Source organism: Pseudomonas sp. R9.37 (assembly GCF_963878885.1).
Taxonomy (GTDB): Bacteria; Pseudomonadota; Gammaproteobacteria; order Pseudomonadales; family Pseudomonadaceae; genus Aquipseudomonas.
Map to the genome: position 1 here is coordinate 72,582 of NZ_CAWNZA010000022.1, position 16,687 is coordinate 89,268.

The 16,687-nt window shown below is 60.7% G+C and carries 13 protein-coding genes; 10 read left to right on the forward strand and 3 right to left on the reverse strand.

The window, feature by feature from the left end; all coding sequences use genetic code 11:
• The first annotated feature begins 30 nt into the window (after positions 1-30).
• Together flgE and AACU78_RS12515 are read left to right on the forward strand one after the other, a co-directional pair.
• Positions 31-1,341 carry a flagellar hook protein FlgE gene (gene flgE, locus AACU78_RS12510; RefSeq protein ID WP_106576136.1) on the forward strand — a complete coding sequence of 437 codons (1,311 nt, stop codon included), beginning with the start codon at positions 31-33 and terminating at the stop codon, positions 1,339-1,341.
• Between the two features lie 189 nt (positions 1,342-1,530).
• Entirely contained in the window at positions 1,531-2,613 is a 1,083-nt protein-coding gene (locus tag AACU78_RS12515) for a hypothetical protein (RefSeq protein WP_177410064.1), read from the forward strand.
• Positions 2,614-2,702: 89 nt separating this feature from the next.
• Here the strand turns inward: AACU78_RS12515 and AACU78_RS12520 are convergent, their stop codons facing one another.
• The gene (locus tag AACU78_RS12520; RefSeq protein WP_106576137.1) at positions 2,703-5,600 is read right to left on the reverse strand and encodes a ribonucleoside-diphosphate reductase subunit alpha; all 2,898 of its coding nucleotides are present in this window, start codon (positions 5,598-5,600) and stop codon (positions 2,703-2,705) included.
• A gap of 716 nt (positions 5,601-6,316) precedes the next feature.
• On the opposite strand from AACU78_RS12520, the gene AACU78_RS12525 reads away from it, so the two are divergent.
• Positions 6,317-7,042 (forward strand): response regulator, encoded by a 726-nt coding sequence (locus AACU78_RS12525; RefSeq protein WP_106576138.1) that lies wholly within the window; start codon positions 6,317-6,319, stop codon positions 7,040-7,042.
• Complete coding sequence (locus tag AACU78_RS12530; protein WP_106576139.1) at positions 7,039-8,649, forward strand: ATP-binding protein; 1,611 nt, start codon at positions 7,039-7,041, stop codon at positions 8,647-8,649. Before AACU78_RS12525 ends, AACU78_RS12530 begins: the two co-directional genes overlap by 4 nt.
• Positions 8,650-8,733: 84 nt before the next feature.
• On the opposite strand, the gene AACU78_RS12535 is transcribed toward AACU78_RS12530, so the two are convergent.
• Positions 8,734-9,450, reverse strand: a complete 717-nt coding sequence (locus tag AACU78_RS12535) for a 4'-phosphopantetheinyl transferase family protein (protein ID WP_106576140.1) — start codon at positions 9,448-9,450, stop codon at positions 8,734-8,736.
• 138 nt (positions 9,451-9,588) lie between these two features.
• Here AACU78_RS12535 and AACU78_RS12540 point away from each other — a divergent pair, with 138 nt between their 5' ends.
• Genes AACU78_RS12540 through AACU78_RS12550 form a run of 3 tightly spaced genes read left to right on the forward strand, consistent with a single transcriptional unit; the run spans position 9,589 to position 11,936 of the window.
• A complete protein-coding gene (locus AACU78_RS12540) occupies positions 9,589-9,897 on the forward strand; it encodes a hypothetical protein (protein WP_106576141.1) in 309 nt (102 codons plus the stop codon).
• 18 nt (positions 9,898-9,915) lie between these two features.
• Positions 9,916-10,593 carry a response regulator gene (locus tag AACU78_RS12545; protein ID WP_017138377.1) on the forward strand — a complete coding sequence of 226 codons (678 nt, stop codon included), beginning with the start codon at positions 9,916-9,918 and terminating at the stop codon, positions 10,591-10,593.
• Entirely contained in the window at positions 10,590-11,936 is a 1,347-nt protein-coding gene (locus tag AACU78_RS12550) for an ATP-binding protein (RefSeq protein ID WP_106576142.1), read from the forward strand. The genes AACU78_RS12545 and AACU78_RS12550 overlap by 4 nt, the downstream gene beginning before the upstream one ends.
• Before the next feature lie 130 nt (positions 11,937-12,066).
• On the opposite strand, the gene AACU78_RS12555 is transcribed toward AACU78_RS12550, so the two are convergent.
• Positions 12,067-13,065: an AraC family transcriptional regulator gene (locus AACU78_RS12555; protein ID WP_106576143.1), complete on the reverse strand. Its 999-nt coding sequence runs from the start codon at positions 13,063-13,065 to the stop codon at positions 12,067-12,069.
• A gap of 339 nt (positions 13,066-13,404) precedes the next feature.
• On the opposite strand from AACU78_RS12555, the gene AACU78_RS12560 reads away from it, so the two are divergent.
• The 3 genes from AACU78_RS12560 (at position 13,405) to AACU78_RS12570 (ending at position 16,568) form a co-directional block, all read left to right on the forward strand.
• The gene (locus AACU78_RS12560) at positions 13,405-14,736 is read left to right on the forward strand and encodes a dicarboxylate/amino acid:cation symporter (protein WP_106576144.1); all 1,332 of its coding nucleotides are present in this window, start codon (positions 13,405-13,407) and stop codon (positions 14,734-14,736) included.
• A 258-nt stretch (positions 14,737-14,994) separates the two neighbouring features.
• Positions 14,995-15,981 carry an XdhC family protein gene (locus AACU78_RS12565; protein WP_106576145.1) on the forward strand — a complete coding sequence of 329 codons (987 nt, stop codon included), beginning with the start codon at positions 14,995-14,997 and terminating at the stop codon, positions 15,979-15,981.
• Complete coding sequence (locus AACU78_RS12570; protein ID WP_106576146.1) at positions 15,978-16,568, forward strand: nucleotidyltransferase family protein; 591 nt, start codon at positions 15,978-15,980, stop codon at positions 16,566-16,568. Before AACU78_RS12565 ends, AACU78_RS12570 begins: the two co-directional genes overlap by 4 nt.
• Positions 16,569-16,687 lie beyond the last annotated feature (119 nt).

The window sequence follows — 16,687 nt, forward strand, 5'->3', positions numbered from 1 at the left end:
GCCGGCTAAATACGGCAGAAGGAGAGAAACATGTCTTTTAACATCGGCCTTAGCGGCCTCTATGCGGCCAACAAACAGCTGGACGTGACCGGCAACAACATCGCCAACGTCGCGACCACGGGCTTCAAATCGTCCCGTGCCGAGTTCTCGGACATCTACGCCGCGTCCAAGCTGGGCACCGGCCAGAACAGTGTCGGCAGTGGTGTGAACCTGGCGGCCGTTTCCCAGCAGTTCACCCAGGGCGACGTCAACAATACCGGCGGTCTGCTGGACATGGCGATCCAGGGCGGCGGCTTCTTCGTTCAGAAGGGCAGTGACGGCTCGCTGGAATACACCCGCAGCGGTGCCTTCCGTTCGGATAAAGACGGCTACGTCACCAACAACACCGGCACCTCGCGCCTGCAAGGCTACGCGGCGGACGCCGACGGCAATATCATCAAGGGTGCGCTGACCGACCTGCAATTGAACCTGTCGAACCTGCCGCCCAAGGCTTCCACCAAAGTCGACTCCACCAGCAACCTGAACTCGTCGTCGCCGGTGATTGATCAGACGACCAAGCCGTTTGATCCAACTGACTCCACCACGTTCAGCACTCAATACAACACCACCTTGTATGACACCCAGGGCAACGCCCACCCAATGGTGCAATACCTGGTGAAAACGGATTCCAACACCTGGAAATCCTACACCCTGATCGATGGCCGTAACCCTGACGGTTCGGCGCCTACCGGCACAGGCTCGACGCCGCCGGTCGCCTCGACGTTGAGCTTCGACGGTTCCGGCAAGCTCACCGGGATTGTTACGGGCACCACTTCCAGCACCACCTTGCAGCTGACCGGCTGGGTGCCGGGCACAGTGACCAACGGCGTGTGGACCAAAAACGGTGCGAACGCCAACCCTGGTGGGATTGCCATCAACATGAGCAACATCACCCAGTACAACTCGGCCACCTACCGTAATCCACCGGTCACCGATGGCTACGCTACCGGCCAGATCACCGGCCTGAACATTGACGGTAACGGCGTGTTGTTCGCGACCTTCAGCAACCAGCAGAGCAAGGCCATCGGCCAGCTTTCCCTGGCCAGCTTCAACAACGAACAAGGCCTGCAGCCGGCGGGCGGCACCACTTGGAAAGAAACCTATGCGTCGGGTCAGCCGGGTTACGACACCCCGCAAGCCGGCACCCTGGGTTCGATCGTGTCCAAATCCCTGGAGAACTCCAACGTCAACCTGACCAACGAGCTGGTGGACCTGATCAAGGCCCAGAGCAACTATCAGGCGAACGCCAAGACCATCTCCACTCAGAGCACCATCATGCAGACCATCATTCAGATGACCTGATGCTGTTGGCCTGACGCGCACGCGCAACGAAAGCCCCTCGATCGAGGGGCTTTTTTTTGCCTGCCATTTGGCATCGGGGAATATTCCCACCTCTGGCCTGATCACAGCCGACAGGCCCGTGTTGGAACCGGCCACACGGTTCTTTCCACTCATCAAGCCTCAACGTGTTCGATCACAAGGTGGCTCGGTATGGGAAGTTCGTCGATGTCCGGCCAAGGGGCTGGAGGTGTGCGTTATGGCGCGGGGTGGGCGGGGCAGTACCTGAGTGGAGTCAGCCGGTCAGAGGGCAGCCGGGATGCGGTCGATGCCGATAAAGACGCGGTCACGCAGCTTCTCAGGCAGTTGGATGACGCCGAAAAAACCGCCAAAAACCAGACTGTCCAGGACCTGCGCGACAAGCTCAATGAAAAGCGAAACGCGCTGGGAGAGGAAAAATTCAAAGCGATCCTTGAGCAGTTGAAGCGGGAGGCGGTTACAGATTTTCTTGCGCTGTTGAAGAGGCTGTTTCCAGAGCTGTTTGCAGATGAGCCAACTCCGTCTCCAGCACCCTCGCCAGACCGCGGTGGTGGCGGCGGCGGTGGCGTTGATGGCGGTCGGGTTAGTCCAAGCGATTTTGGCGGCAGTGAGCCCATGAGTAATCTGCCGATTACCGAAGGCTCCAAGCATTTCAACTACAAGCCGGACGCAAGTAACCCGGGCAAGAAACCGGACAATATCTGGAGTGGATTCAGCCAGGGGCCCGATGGTAATTGCGTCACGGTTGCCGCGATAAAGGGGGCGATGATGAAGTTTGGGCAGAAGCCCACTGATGTTTTCGCTGAGGTGCATGAGACCGCTGGTGGCTATCACGTCAAGATGCGCGATGGCTTCGAACTGGATTTATCCAAAGCTGAACTGAGGCACGCCGCCAGCTACGCACAGTTCAAGGGGGATAACCCCTCGATGATGACCGACGCCAACTTCATGTACGCCGTAAGTGCCAAGCGTGCACAGATGGAAGGGAATGGTTTTGATGACGATCCCGAGGTCGCGAGGCAGAGTTTCGCGCATGCGATGCAAAGCTTGAACAATGGCGAGATGGGGCGAGAGGCGCTGGACCGGCTTGGATTGAATGGCCTCTATAAAGACTCTTCGAGTTCGGCGCTGGCACGCGGCGCACTGGGCGTGGTGGATTACGGCGGCCATTCAATGGCGGTGATTGGCGGTCGCGTAGAGTTGTGGGGAGGGCGAGGCGGCGCTCCCCAGGAAGGCAACGCCTACGAATTCGTTTAGCGTAAAAACAAAAAAACCGATAAACCCATTGCAGCAGGGTCTATCGGTTTTTTTCAATCCCGGGCAATCAAGCCCGGGATCAGCTCAGCTTATTGGCAAGCTTCGCAATCCGGCTCATCAATCGCGCAGGCCTTTGGCACTGGCGCTGGACCGGCTGGTGCTGCGAGAACCGAATCATCACCGTGGTTGCCGCCGCTGGAAACAGCGTTCAGTTTACCGGTGTTGATGGTCGACTTCTCGGTGCTGGTCGCGGCCAGGGCACGGAGGTAGTAAGTGGTTTTCAGACCACGGTACCAGGCCATGCGGTAGGTCACGTCCAGCTTCTTGCCCGAAGCGCCAGCGATGTACAGGTTCAGCGACTGCGCCTGGTCGATCCACTTCTGACGACGGCTGGCCGCGTCAACGATCCACTTGGTGTCCACTTCGAACGCAGTTGCGTAGAGCTCTTTGAGTTCTTGCGGGATGCGCTCGATCTGCTGCACGGAACCGTCGTAGTACTTCAGGTCGTTGATCATGACCGAGTCCCACAGGCCGCGAGCTTTCAGGTCGCGAACCAGGTACGGGTTGATCACGGTGAATTCGCCCGACAGGTTCGATTTCACATACAGGTTCTGGTAGGTCGGTTCGATCGACTGCGACACGCCGGTGATGTTGGCGATGGTGGCGGTCGGTGCGATGGCCATGATGTTGGAGTTACGAATGCCTTTCTGCACACGGGCACGTACCGGCGCCCAATCCAGGGATTCGTTCAGGTCAACGTCGATGTACTTCTGGCCACGCTGCTCGATCAGGATCTGTTGCGAATCCAGCGGCAGGATGCCTTTGGACCACAGCGAACCCTGGAACGTCTCGTAGGCACCGCGCTCGTCGGCCAGGTCGCAGGAAGCCTGGATCGCGTAGTAGCTGACCGCTTCCATCGACTTGTCGGCGAACTCGACCGCAGCGTCCGAACCGTAAGGAATGTGCTGCAGGTACAGCGCGTCCTGGAAGCCCATGATGCCCAGGCCGACCGGGCGGTGCTTGAAGTTGGAGTTCTGCGCCTGGGGTACCGAGTAGTAGTTGATGTCGATAACGTTATCGAGCATGCGAACGGCGGTGTTCACGGTGCGTTCCAGCTTGGCGGTGTCCAGCTTGCCGTTGACGATGTGGTTCGGCAGGTTGATCGAGCCCAGGTTGCAAACGGCGATCTCGTCCTTGTTGGTGTTCAAGGTGATCTCGGTGCACAGGTTCGAGCTGTGGACCACGCCCACGTGCTGCTGCGGGCTGCGCAGGTTGCACGGGTCTTTGAAGGTCAGCCATGGGTGGCCGGTTTCAAACAGCATGGACAGCATTTTGCGCCACAGGTCTTTGGCCTGGATGGTCTTGAACAGCTTGATCTTGCCTGGGTACTGGGACAGGGCTTCGTAGTACTCGTAACGCTCCTCGAAGGCCTTGCCGGTCAGGTCGTGCAGGTCCGGTACTTCGGATGGCGAGAACAGGGTCCACGGGCCGTCATCGAAGACACGCTTCATGAACAGGTCAGGGATCCAGTTGGCGGTGTTCATGTCGTGGGTACGACGACGGTCATCACCGGTGTTCTTGCGCAGCTCGATGAACTCTTCAATGTCCATGTGCCAGGTTTCCAGGTAGGCACACACAGCGCCTTTGCGCTTGCCACCCTGGTTCACGGCTACAGCGGTGTCGTTCACCACTTTCAGGAACGGTACAACGCCCTGGGACTTGCCGTTGGTGCCCTTGATGTACGAACCCAGTGCACGCACAGGGGTCCAGTCGTTGCCCAGGCCGCCGGCGAATTTGGACAACATGGCGTTGTCGTGGATCGCGTGGTAGATGCCCGACAGGTCATCCGGCACGGTGGTCAGGTAGCAGCTCGACAGCTGTGGACGCAGGGTGCCGGCGTTGAACAGGGTTGGGGTCGACGACATGTAGTCGAAGGACGACAACAGGTTGTAGAACTCGATGGCGCGGTCTTCTTTGTGCTTCTCTTCGATCGCCAGGCCCATGGCCACGCGCATGAAGAACACTTGCGGCAGTTCGAAACGGATACCGTCCTTGTGGATGAAGTAACGGTCGTACAGGGTCTGCAGGCCCAGGTAGGTGAACTGCTGATCGCGCTCGTGGTTGATCGCCTTGCCGAGTTTTTCCAGGTCGAAGGTGGCCAGGATCGGGTTCAGCAATTCGAATTCGATACCCTTGGCGATGTAGGCAGGCAGGGCCTTGGCGTACAGGTCAGCCATCTCGTGGTGGGTGGCGCTGTCGGCGACTTTCAGGAAGCCCAGGCCTTCGGCACGCAGGGTGTCCATCAGCAGGCGCGCGGTCACGAACGAGTAGTTCGGCTCACGTTCAACCAGGGTACGGGCGGTCATCACCAGGGCGGTGTTGACGTCGGTCAGGGCCACGCCGTCGTACAGGTTCTTCAGGGTCTCGCGCTGGATCAGGTCGCCATCGACTTCTTCCAGGCCTTCGCAGGCCTCGGTGATGATGGTGTTCAGGCGGCCCAGGTCCAGCGGTGCAAATGTGCCGTCAGCCAGGGTGATGCGGATCGACGGGTGAGCTTGCACGGCAGCTTCTTCAGCCGGGGTGCGCACAGCGCGTTCCTTGGCGCGCGAGTCACGGTAGATCACGTAGTCGCGGGCAACTTTCTGCTCGCCGGCACGCATCAGGGCCAGTTCGACCTGGTCCTGAATTTCTTCGATGTGGATGGTGCCGCCCGAGGGCATGCGACGCTTGAAGGTTGCGGTGACTTGTTCGGTCAGGCGGGCAACGGTGTCATGGATGCGCGACGAGGCAGCAGCGGTGCCGCCTTCAACTGCAAGAAACGCTTTGGTGATGGCGACGGTGATTTTGTCATCGGTGTAAGGAACGACAGTGCCGTTACGCTTGATCACTCGCAGTTGGCCAGGTGCAGTGGCGGACAGATCCATATTCGAATCAGCGGCCTGCGGCACGGAGCCCTGCGGGTTCTCGCGAGTTGTGTCGGTTTGCATGGGGGGTTGTCTCCACATTCTATATTTATTTGGGCACCATCACGGTGCCCACCGTTCCGTCCTGAAGCACTTACAGCAGGCTTGGGCCTGGCATAACAACTTCGGGACAGGAGGAAGGGAGCTCATCGCGCCGCTTCCATGCCGAAGTCTTCGGTTCGGGCCTTGAGGCGCCCTTCGCCGTATTCCTGGTGGGTGACAGTTGCTCGCTTCAAGCACTGCAACACCCGTACCGCTTTCTGCCCTGGAGGCTGGAAAACGGCTGCCATCCGCGTGCGCGGTTTGGGCTTTTAAAAAATGCGTTGGTTCCAACCAAACGGGAGCAAGAAAGCGCTTGAGTTTCTTGTCTGATCTGTGTTTGGTTTTTTCGCTTAAAACCCTACATGTAGGGTTTTTTTAGCGCCGAGGTACAAGATAATGCGTTTTGGGGGGCTTAGCAACGCACTACCTGTGGATAACGCTGTGGGTAAAATGTGTATGAAACGTAGAACGCCCGTGTAGGCCGCAGTACTACTGGATCGCGCCGTTTGTCACCGAATATTCCAAGGTAAAAACAGCCGATTGGAATTTTGAGGGCGCGAACCCTACCACAAAAAAACGTGATCACCGAATGGATTTCCCGGCTTGTGCCAGAGGGCTGGCGCATGGCTACAATCGGCCTTCAATAGAGGCAGTAGTGTGTGCCCCGTAGATGACAATAATTAGAACCGAGGTAGCGCATGGAGCAAGAAGCCTGGCAGATATTGATCGTCGAGGACGACGAGCGATTGGCCGAGTTGACCCGTGATTATTTGGAGAGCAACGGCCTGCGGGTGGCGGTGGAAAGCGACGGCGCCCTGGCGGCGGCACGCATCATTGCCGAACAGCCCGACCTGGTGATCCTCGACCTGATGCTGCCCGGCGAAGATGGCCTGAGCATCTGCCGCAGCGTGCGCGAGCGCTATGACGGTGTGATCCTGATGCTCACTGCACGCACCGATGACATGGACCAGGTGCAGGGCCTGGACATGGGCGCCGATGATTATGTGTGCAAACCCGTGCGCCCGCGACTGTTGCTGGCGCGTATCCAGGCCCTGCTGCGGCGCAGTGAGCCGGCTTTGCCGATTGCCGTGGAAAACCAGCGTCGCCTGCAATTTGGCCCTTTGGTGGTGGACAATGCCCTGCGCGAAGCCTGGCTGCACGAAGGCGGTATCGAATTGACCAGTGCCGAATTCGACCTGTTATGGCTACTGGTGGCGAATGCCGGGCGCATCCTGTCGCGCGAAGAAATCTTCATCGCCCTGCGCGGCATCGGCTATGACGGCCAGGACCGCTCCATCGATGTGCGCATCTCACGCATTCGCCCCAAAATCGGCGACGACCCAATCCATCCGCGCCTGATCAAGACCATCCGCAGCAAAGGCTACCTGTTCGTCCCCGAAGCCGCTGCCGATATGCCGCTGTGAACTCGATCTTCCTGCGCATCTATGGCGGCATGTGCGCGGCGCTGATCCTGGTCGCGCTGCTGGGCGTACTGGCCCTGCACCTGCTCAATGAAGTGCGCAGCGGTCAATACCGTGAACGCCTGGCCCACGGCACCTTCGCGTTGATGGGCGACAACCTGCAGCCCATGAGCGCCATCGAACGCCAGCGCGCCCTGGCGGTGTGGGAGCGGTTGCTGGGCATTCCCCTGGAGTTGCGCACACTCACCGACGCGCAACTGGACCTGAGCCAGCGCAACCGCCTGCAACGCGGCCAGGTGCTGGTCGAGCAGACCGGGCCGCATGCCGCGCGGGTGCTGCGCCTGGTCAGCGAGCAGGAACAGCTGGTACTCACCGGCGAAGTGCAACAGATCAGCGAGCAACTGGCTCGCGCGACGATTTACCTGTTGGCGGACGAACTGGTGCGCTTCCCGGTCGCCGAGCAACCGCAAAAGCTGGCCGACATCAAGCAAGCCAAAGGTTTTGGTTTTGACATGCACCTGATGACCCTGGATCAAGCGGACATGGACGACGATCAGCGTCGCCGGGTGTCGGAAGGCGACACGGTGATGGCCTTGGGCAAGGGCGGCGATTCGATCCGCGTGTTTGCCGGCATGGTCGGGACGCCATGGGTACTGGAAATCGGCCCGCTGTACCAAATGAACCCTTACCCGCCGCAGTGGCTGATCCTGATCGCCTTGATCAGCCTGACCCTGATCGGCTTGATCGTGTATTTGTTGGTGCGCCAGCTCGAGCGGCGGCTCAAGGGGCTGGAAGCGGCGGCTACACGTATCGCTAAAGGCAATCTGGAGGTCCGCGTGCCGGCACGCGGCGCCGACTCGGTGGGGCGGCTGGCGGCGGCCTTTAATGGCATGGCCGAGCACTTGCAGCAGTTACTGGCGATTCAGCGTGAGCTGGTGCGGGCGGTGTCCCACGAATTGCGCACTCCGGTGGCACGCCTGCGCTTTGGCCTGGAGATGATCGGCGGCGCCGCCAGCCCCGAGGCGCGGCGCAAATACATGGATGGCATGGACAGCGACATTCAAGACCTGGATGGCCTGGTTGACGAAATGCTCACCTACGCGCGCCTGGAGCAGGGCGCGCCGGAGCTGAATTTCCAGCGGGTCGACCTCAGCGCGTTGCTCGATCAGGTGATCGGCGAATTGTCGCCACTGCGCCCTCAGGTCAACGTGGCCCGCGGTATTTGCTTGTCGTCGGCGCATTGGGACGATGCCTGGGTCGATGCCGAACCGCGCTACCTGCACCGCGCCGTGCAAAACCTGGTGAGCAATGCGATGCGCCACGCCCAGGGCCAGGTGTTGATCAGCTACCAGGTCGGCCAGGTGCGGTGCCGCATCGATGTGGAAGACGACGGCCCCGGTGTGCCGGAAAGCGCCTGGGAGCGCATTTTCACGCCGTTTCTGCGCCTGGACGACAGCCGCACCCGCGCCTCGGGCGGGCACGGCCTGGGGTTGTCGATTGTGCGGCGGATCATCTATTGGCACGGCGGGCGGGCGTTGATCAGCAAGAGCAACAACCTGGGCGGGGCGTGTTTCAGTTTGAGCTGGCCACGGGATCAGGAGAAGGCTTGAGATCGCTATCGCAGGCAAGCCAGCTCCCACAGGGCGAATGCATGCAAAAAAAGTGGGAGCTGGTTTGCCTGCGATGGCGGTAGATCAGGCCTTGATGGCCACCAGGCTCAACAACTGCTCCCCGTCCACCCCAAACTGCCCCTCCAACTCTGTGCCATGGCACCACTCAGTCGAAAGGTCGGTTAGCAGCTTTAGTCGCACCTGCCCGGTCTCGGACCACTCCACCACCTCGGCATGTTCGAAGTAAAAGCGCTTCTGCACGATCGGGTAGAGCGCCTTGAACAGGCTTTCCTTGGCCGAAAACGTCAGCGTCACCAACAAGGCGACCTGCTCGCGCGGCACGCTTGCCATGCGCTGCATTTCTTCAGCCGTCAGAATCTCCCCGGCCAGGCGTTCGGCCCGGTCCAGGGCCAGCACATTCTCCAGATCCATCCCCAGCCCACGCCATTGCGCCTTGTGCCCGACAATCGCCGCAGCGTGCCCGGTGCTGTGGGTGATTGAGCCGCTGATGTGTTCAGGCCACACCGGCGCACGGTCTTCGCCGATGGGCGGCACGCAATCGAGGTGATCGAGTTGTTGCAGTGCCGCGCGGGCGCACAGGCGGCCGGCGAGAAACTCCGCCTGGCGCTTGGCCACCGAGCGCTGGATGCTGGCCGGAGGCGGCACCGCGCAACGCTGGAAATCACCGGCAGCTAATAAGGCCGGATCGAAACGGGTGCTCAGAAACACCGTGCCCGGCAACGGAGCGGGCAGCGGCCAATGGGCATCAAGTGGGGTGCAGCAAGCGGGTAGGGGCGTCATGCGCGGTATTTTGCGTCAGTTGGCGCGCCAGTGGATAGCCCGTCACGGTTCAGGCCCGGTTCAGAGCCCGTTCAGGGGGAGTTCAGGGGCGCCTGCGTAGTCTGGGCTCAACAGCCAAAACGCGTAGAGGTAAGCACCATGACTGCGATCAAAAAGCTGATGTTGGCGTTAACCATGCTCAGTGCCACTGCCGGCGTCCAGGCGTCGGACGGTGCATTGGCGGCATTTGGTGGCGAGAAAACCAAAAAGTCCAGCAACCTGATCCATCGTGTCAGCTTCGAAGACGCGGGCACCCAGGCCGCGCCGTGGGGCCAGTCCCTGGGCCTGAGCGCTGCGCAACCTGCCTACCGCACCGGTTACGAACACCTGACGGGCCAATACAATGGCATTAAACTGCGCCCGCAAGACTTGCAGGGCCGCTATGATATCCCCCTGTCGGACAGTTGAATTGCCTTGGAGAGCCTTATGAAATTGCTGGTCGTGGAAGATGAGGCGCTGTTGCGTCATCACCTGTTCACCCGCCTGACCGACAGCGGGCACGTGGTCGAGGCCGTGGCCAATGCCGAGGAAGCCCTGTACCAGACCGGGCAATTCAACCATGACTTGGCCATCATCGACCTGGGCCTGCCCGGCATGGGCGGCCTGGACCTGATCCGCCAACTGCGCAGCCAGGCCAAGACCTTCCCGATCCTGATCCTCACCGCCCGCGGCAACTGGCAGGACAAGGTCGAAGGCTTGGCGGCCGGCGCTGACGACTATGTGGTCAAGCCGTTCCAGTTCGAAGAGCTGGAGGCGCGGATGAACGCTTTGCTGCGCCGCTCCAGCGGGTTCACCCAGTCGACCATTGTTGCCGGGCCCTTGCTGCTGGACCTCAATCGCAAGCAAGCGTCCCTGGATGAGCAGCCGCTGGCGCTGACCGCCTATGAGTATCGGATTCTCGAATACTTGATGCGCCACCATCAGCAAGTCGTCGCCAAGGACCGCTTGATGGAGCAGCTTTATCCCGATGACGACGAGCGTGATCCGAACGTGATCGAAGTGCTGGTCGGCCGCCTGCGCCGCAAGCTGGAAGGGCCGGCGGGGTTCAAGCCGATCGACACCGTGCGGGGCCTGGGTTACCTGTTTAATGAGCGCTGCCGTTGATACGCTCGTTACGTGTGCGCTTGATGCTGGCGGCCACCACCCTGGCCGTGTTGTTTATGCTGGGCTTATTGCCCGCCATGCAAGGGGCGTTCAGCCTGGCGCTGCAGGATTCCATCGAGCAGCGCCTGGCGTCGGACGTCACCACCCTGATTTCCGCTGCGCGCGTCGAAAACAACCGCCTGCTGATGCCGGCGCAGTTGCCGGACGAGCGTTTCAACCTCACCGATAGCCGTCTGCTTGGCTATATCTACGACCGTGAAGGCCATCTGGTATGGCGCTCGCGCGCTACCCAGGAAGAAAACATCAACTACAAGCCGCGCTACGACGGGCGCGGTAACGAGTTCGCGCGCATTCGCGAAGCCAATGGTCAGGAATTTTTCGTGTATGACGTCGAGGTCAAGCTGCTGGGCGGCAAGAGCGCGGCGTTCAGTATCGTGGCCCTGCAGCCGGTGCGCGAATACCAGCTGACCCTTGAAGGCCTGCGGGAAAACCTCTATTTGGGGTTCGGCGCGGCCTTGCTGGTGTTGCTGACGTTGCTGTGGCTGGGCCTGACGTGGGGCCTGCAGGCGCTGCGGCGCCTGAGCCAGGAACTTGACCAGATCGAAGGCGGCACCCGCGAAAGCCTTTCCGAAGAGCATCCCCGTGAATTGCTGCGTCTGACGGGCTCTCTCAACCGGTTGCTGCACAGCGAGCGTGAACAACGGGCGCGCTACCGCGATTCCCTCGACGACTTGGCCCATAGCCTGAAAACGCCGCTGGCCGTGTTGCAGGGTGTGAGTGAGGACATGGCCCAGCGCCCGGAAGATCGCGGCCAGGCCTGGGTATTGCAATCGCAGATCGAACGGATGAGCCAGCAGATCGGCTACCAGCTGCAGCGTGCCAGCCTGCGTAAAAGCGGCCTGGTGCGCCACCAGGTGCGCCTTGAGCCGGTATTGCAAAGCCTGTGCGACACGCTGGACAAGGTCTATCGCGATAAACGCGTGACGGTGACCTTTGAGTTGCCGGCCGAATGCGATGTGCCGATCGAGAAGGGCGCGCTGCTCGAAATGCTCGGCAACTTGCTGGAAAACGCCTATCGCCTGTGCCTGAGCGAAGTGCGCATCAGCCTGACAGAAAGCCTCGAAGGCACCGAGTTGTGCATTGAAGATGACGGGCCGGGCGTGCCACCTGATCAGCGTGCGCGGATCCTGCAAAGGGGCGAGCGGCTGGACCGCCAGCATCCGGGACAGGGCATCGGTCTGGCGGTGGTCAAGGACATTATCGAAAGCTACAGCGCGCGGCTGACCTTGGGCGACTCACCCTTGGGCGGCGCGGCGTTCAAGATTCACTTTCCGGCCTTGTGATCTCTGTTGACTCCACTGGCCTCTTCGCGAGCAGGCCCGCTTCCACATTTAACCGCGTTTATCCTGTAGGAATGCGGTCGAATGTGGGAGCGGGCTTGCTCGCGAAGGGGCCGGCAATGGCACCACACCGCTAACTCTCCTGCGCCCGATACGCCCCAGGCGTCAAGCCCGTCCACTTCTTGAACGCCCGATGAAACGCCGACGGCTCAGAAAACCCCAGCTGCTCGGCAATCTCCTGCAAAGACAAGTCGGCCCGTCCCAAGTGATAGATGGCAATGTCCCGGCGCAATTCATCCTTGAGCGCCTGAAAGCTGGTGCCTTCCTCACGTAAATGCCTGCGCAGGGTTTGAGGGCTGATGTGCAGGTGCTGCGCGACCGCTTCGAGGTCCGGCCAGGGCGTGCGGTCACGGCTCAACAAGCGGCGCAGCTGGCTGCTCAGGCTGTCGCCTTCATCCGGCCGCGACAACAGGTCGGCGGGGGAGCGCTCAAGAAAATGCTTGAGGGTGCGTTCGTCCTGCAGCAGCGGCAAGCTCAGGTAGCGGCTGGGAAACACCAGGCTGCTGTGTGGCGCGCCGAATACTTGAGGGCAGGGAAAGAGCAGGTCGTATTCGCCGGCATGGGCCGGCATCGGGTAACTGAACGTTGCCTGTTGCAAGCGGATACGCTGGCCGATCAACCAACTGCCCAGGCGATGCCAGATCACCAGCAGGCATTCACTGAGGAAGTGATCCGGGTCCCACAACTGCGAATCGTCCAGGCTCAGCCGGGCCATGTCGCCTTCTCTCGTCAGCTGCCAGCGCGGACCCTGTGGGAATAGGCTATAAAATAATAAGCCGCGTTCCAGAGCCTTCTCCAGGGTGCGGCAGTGAATCAGCGCGTGGCACATCATGGCGAAGGTGCCGCGCTTGCTCGGACCTTCGGCGAACCCCAGGTATTCGTCGTCCAGCGCCAGCCACAACCTCTGCAACAGCCGGGTAAATTGCTCGGGGGCGATGCGGGCGCGGGGTTCGGTCAACAGCTCTGGGGTGATGCCCACCTGCAGCAGCAGGCCCGAGCAGTCGTAGCCCGCCCGGCGCGCACCACCGAGGGCGGCTCGGGCGTAGTGGCTGGCGATGGTACGTTCACGCATGTGAGGGCCTCGTCCATGGAGTGGCGGATGTTAGCCATCACCGGGAGGGGCGACAAGGCGGATATCCGCCAAATTGTAGGACGAGACCGGGTGGCCTGGCGGAATTCCGCCACATCTCCCAAGGTGTGCAAGGGCGTCTTCGTGCCCCCAGCCCTGATGTCTAAAGGCCTTCAGCGTTTTTAAGCGATGTGGCACGGCGTTTGCGATACAGAGAACAGCGCAGGCCGGTTCCAACGGACCTCGCAAACAACAAATCCCTCCAGTGCAGGAGGGTTCGCAATTCAAGTGTCGTGGGCAATGGCGGATATTTGCCACACGGTGCGATTGAGGAACTTTGCAATGACGACTCGTCAGCCACTGTACAAATCCCTGTATTTCCAGGTGATCGTTGCAATCGTTATCGGTATTTTGCTCGGTCACTTCTACCCGCAGACCGGCGTGGCGCTCAAGCCACTGGGTGACGGCTTCATCAAGCTGATCAAAATGGTCATCGCCCCGATCATCTTCTGCACCGTTGTCAGCGGCATCGCTGGCATGCAAAGCATGAAATCGGTTGGCAAAACCGGTGGCTACGCGCTGCTGTACTTCGAAGTTGTTTCCACCATCGCCCTGTTGATCGGTCTGGTCGTGGTTAACGTCGTGCAACCGGGCGCCGGCATGCACATCGACGTGGCTACCCTGGACGCCTCCAAAGTCGCGGCCTACGTGACTGCCGGTGCAGACCAGAGCGTGGTTGGCTTCATCCTTAACGTGATCCCGAACACCATCGTCGGCGCTTTCGCCAACGGCGATATCCTGCAAGTGCTGATGTTCTCGGTGATCTTCGGTTTCGCCCTGCACCGCCTGGGTGCCTACGGCAAGCCGGTGCTGGACTTCATCGACCGCTTCGCGCACGTGATGTTCAACATCATCAACATGATCATGAAGCTCGCGCCACTGGGTGCCCTGGGCGCCATGGCGTTCACCATCGGTGCCTATGGTGTAGGCTCGCTGGTTCAGCTGGGTCAGCTGATGATCTGCTTCTACATCACCTGCGTCCTGTTTGTGGTCGTGGTGCTGGGCGCCATCTGCCGCGCACACGGTTTCAGCGTGTTGAAGCTGGTTCGCTACATCCGTGAAGAGCTGTTGATCGTACTGGGGACTTCCTCCTCGGAATCGGCACTGCCACGCATGCTGATCAAGATGGAGCGTCTGGGCGCGAAGAAATCCGTAGTAGGCCTGGTGATTCCGACCGGCTACTCCTTCAACCTCGACGGTACCTCGATCTACCTGACCATGGCGGCCGTGTTCATCGCTCAGGCGACCGACACCCACATGGACATCACCCACCAGATCACCTTGCTGCTGGTGCTGCTGCTGTCCTCCAAAGGCGCTGCTGGCGTGACCGGTTCGGGCTTCATCGTGCTGGCAGCCACCCTGTCGGCTGTTGGCCACCTGCCGGTTGCTGGCCTGGCGCTGATCCTGGGTATCGACCGCTTCATGTCCGAAGCCCGCGCACTGACCAACCTGGTCGGTAACGCCGTTGCCACCATCGTTGTGGCCAAGTGGGTCAAGGAACTGGACACCGACAAGCTGCACAGCGAGCTGGCGTCCGGCGGCACTGGCATCTCCGACACCCGTCCGGAAGATGACCTGGGCGTGGCTGAAGGCCCTGCTCCTGCGGTCAAGTAATATGCCGAAGGCGTGAATCGCGTCAGACGCTCTGCAAACGCCCCGCCTTGATCGGGGCGTTTGCGTTTCTGCGGGGTCACTTTTCGGTTCTTTTGATTTACAGTCAGCAATCACTTCATCAAACCGCGATGAGGCTGGTATCTACCGGCGTTTGTTGGCCCTGACCGGACTATGCTGATGAAACTCGCGCCGGGGTGTCCGCTCTAAAACCCATTAGCCAGCCGCATGTTTGCGCTGCAATCGCTTGCAGGAGTTTCGATGGACAGTGTGGATCTGAATGTCTTGCGCAGCGTGCTCGATTGGCGCCGCGCTGGGCACCGAGTGGTGCTTTACAGCGTGGTCCAGACCTGGGGCAGTGCGCCGCGCCCGCCAGGGGCGATGTTGGCCTTGCGAGGCGACGGTGTCGTGATTGGGTCGGTGTCCGGTGGCTGCATCGAAGATGACTTGATCGCGCGCCTGCAGGACGGGCGCTTGCCGGACGATGGGCCACCGGTGCAACTGGTGACCTACGGCGTCACCCGGGATGAGGCTGCGCGTTTTGGCTTGCCTTGCGGCGGGACATTACGCCTGACCGAAGAGCGCGTGGACAGCTGGGCTTGGGTCGCCGAATTGCTGGCGCGGTGTGAGGCGCATGAAATCGTTGCGCGCGAGTTGGACCTGGCCACTGGCGAGGTGAGCTTGAGCGGTGCGAGCAAGACCGATGCCGTGACCTTCGATGGCGAACGCCTGCGTGCGATCTATGGCCCCCGTTGGCGTTTGTTGCTGATCGGTGCGGGCCAGTTGTCACGCTACGTGGCTGAGATGGCGCGGTTGCTGGATTTCGAAGTGCTGATCTGCGACCCGCGTGAAGAATTCGTCTATGGCTGGGAAGAGCAGCACGGCCGCTTTGTGCCTGGCATGCCGGATGAAGCGGTGCTCAATATCCAGACCGATGAACGCACTGCCATCGTCTGTCTGACCCACGATCCACGCCTGGATGACATGGCGCTGCTGACGGCGCTCAATTCCACAGCGTTCTACATTGGCGCCCTTGGTTCGCGGGTCAACAGCCAGAAGCGCCGGGAGAACCTGGCGGCGCTGGGCCTCTCGACGCAAGCCATTGCCCGCTTGCATGGGCCGATCGGTTTGCACATCGGCAGTCATACACCGTCGGAAATTGCGTTGTCGTTGATGGCCGAAATCGTTGCGATCAAGAACGGCGTGGCAACACTGCAGAAAAAGCCGTTGCCGGTAGCGGCCCAATGACTGTTGTCGCGATTGTGCTGGCGGCAGGGCAGGGCAGTCGTTTCCGCGCTGAGGCGGGGCCAGATAAAGACAAGTTGCTGGCCGATTGCGTGGGCCGCGATGGTGTGACGCGGCCGGTGATCGAGCAGGTGCTTGTGAACTTGCCTGCGCGTGTTGTAAAGCGCTGGGTGGTGACTTCGCCGGACCGGTTGGAGGTGATTCGCCTGGCACAGGCTTACGGCTGTGAAGTCCTGTTGCTGCATTCCGCCGGCATGGGCGACAGCCTTGCTGCGGTGGTTGCGGCCAGTGGCGCGGCAGACGGCTGGTTGGTGGTATTGGGCGACATGCCGTTTATTCAAGCATCGAGCATTGAGCAGGTGCTGGACGCGCTGCAGGAGGAGGGTATCAGCGTGCCGGTGCATGCGGGAACGTGCGGCCATCCTGTGGCGTTTGGTCGTGCGTTCGGGCCAGGCCTGATGGCGTTGACTGGGGATCGTGGCGCCAAGCCCCTGTTCGCTCAGGCCAAGGTAGCGCAGGTTCACGTCAATGATCCGGGTGTGCTTTGGGATGTGGACCTGCCACAGAGGCTGAATTTCAACGCCGACTGAATGTGGGAGCGGGCTTGCTCGCGAATGCTGGATGTCAGTCAATCTGCGCAGGTCTCAAATCAATCGCCCATAAAAAAGCCCCGCCTGATCACTCAGGCGGGGCTTTTTAGTGGCTGATG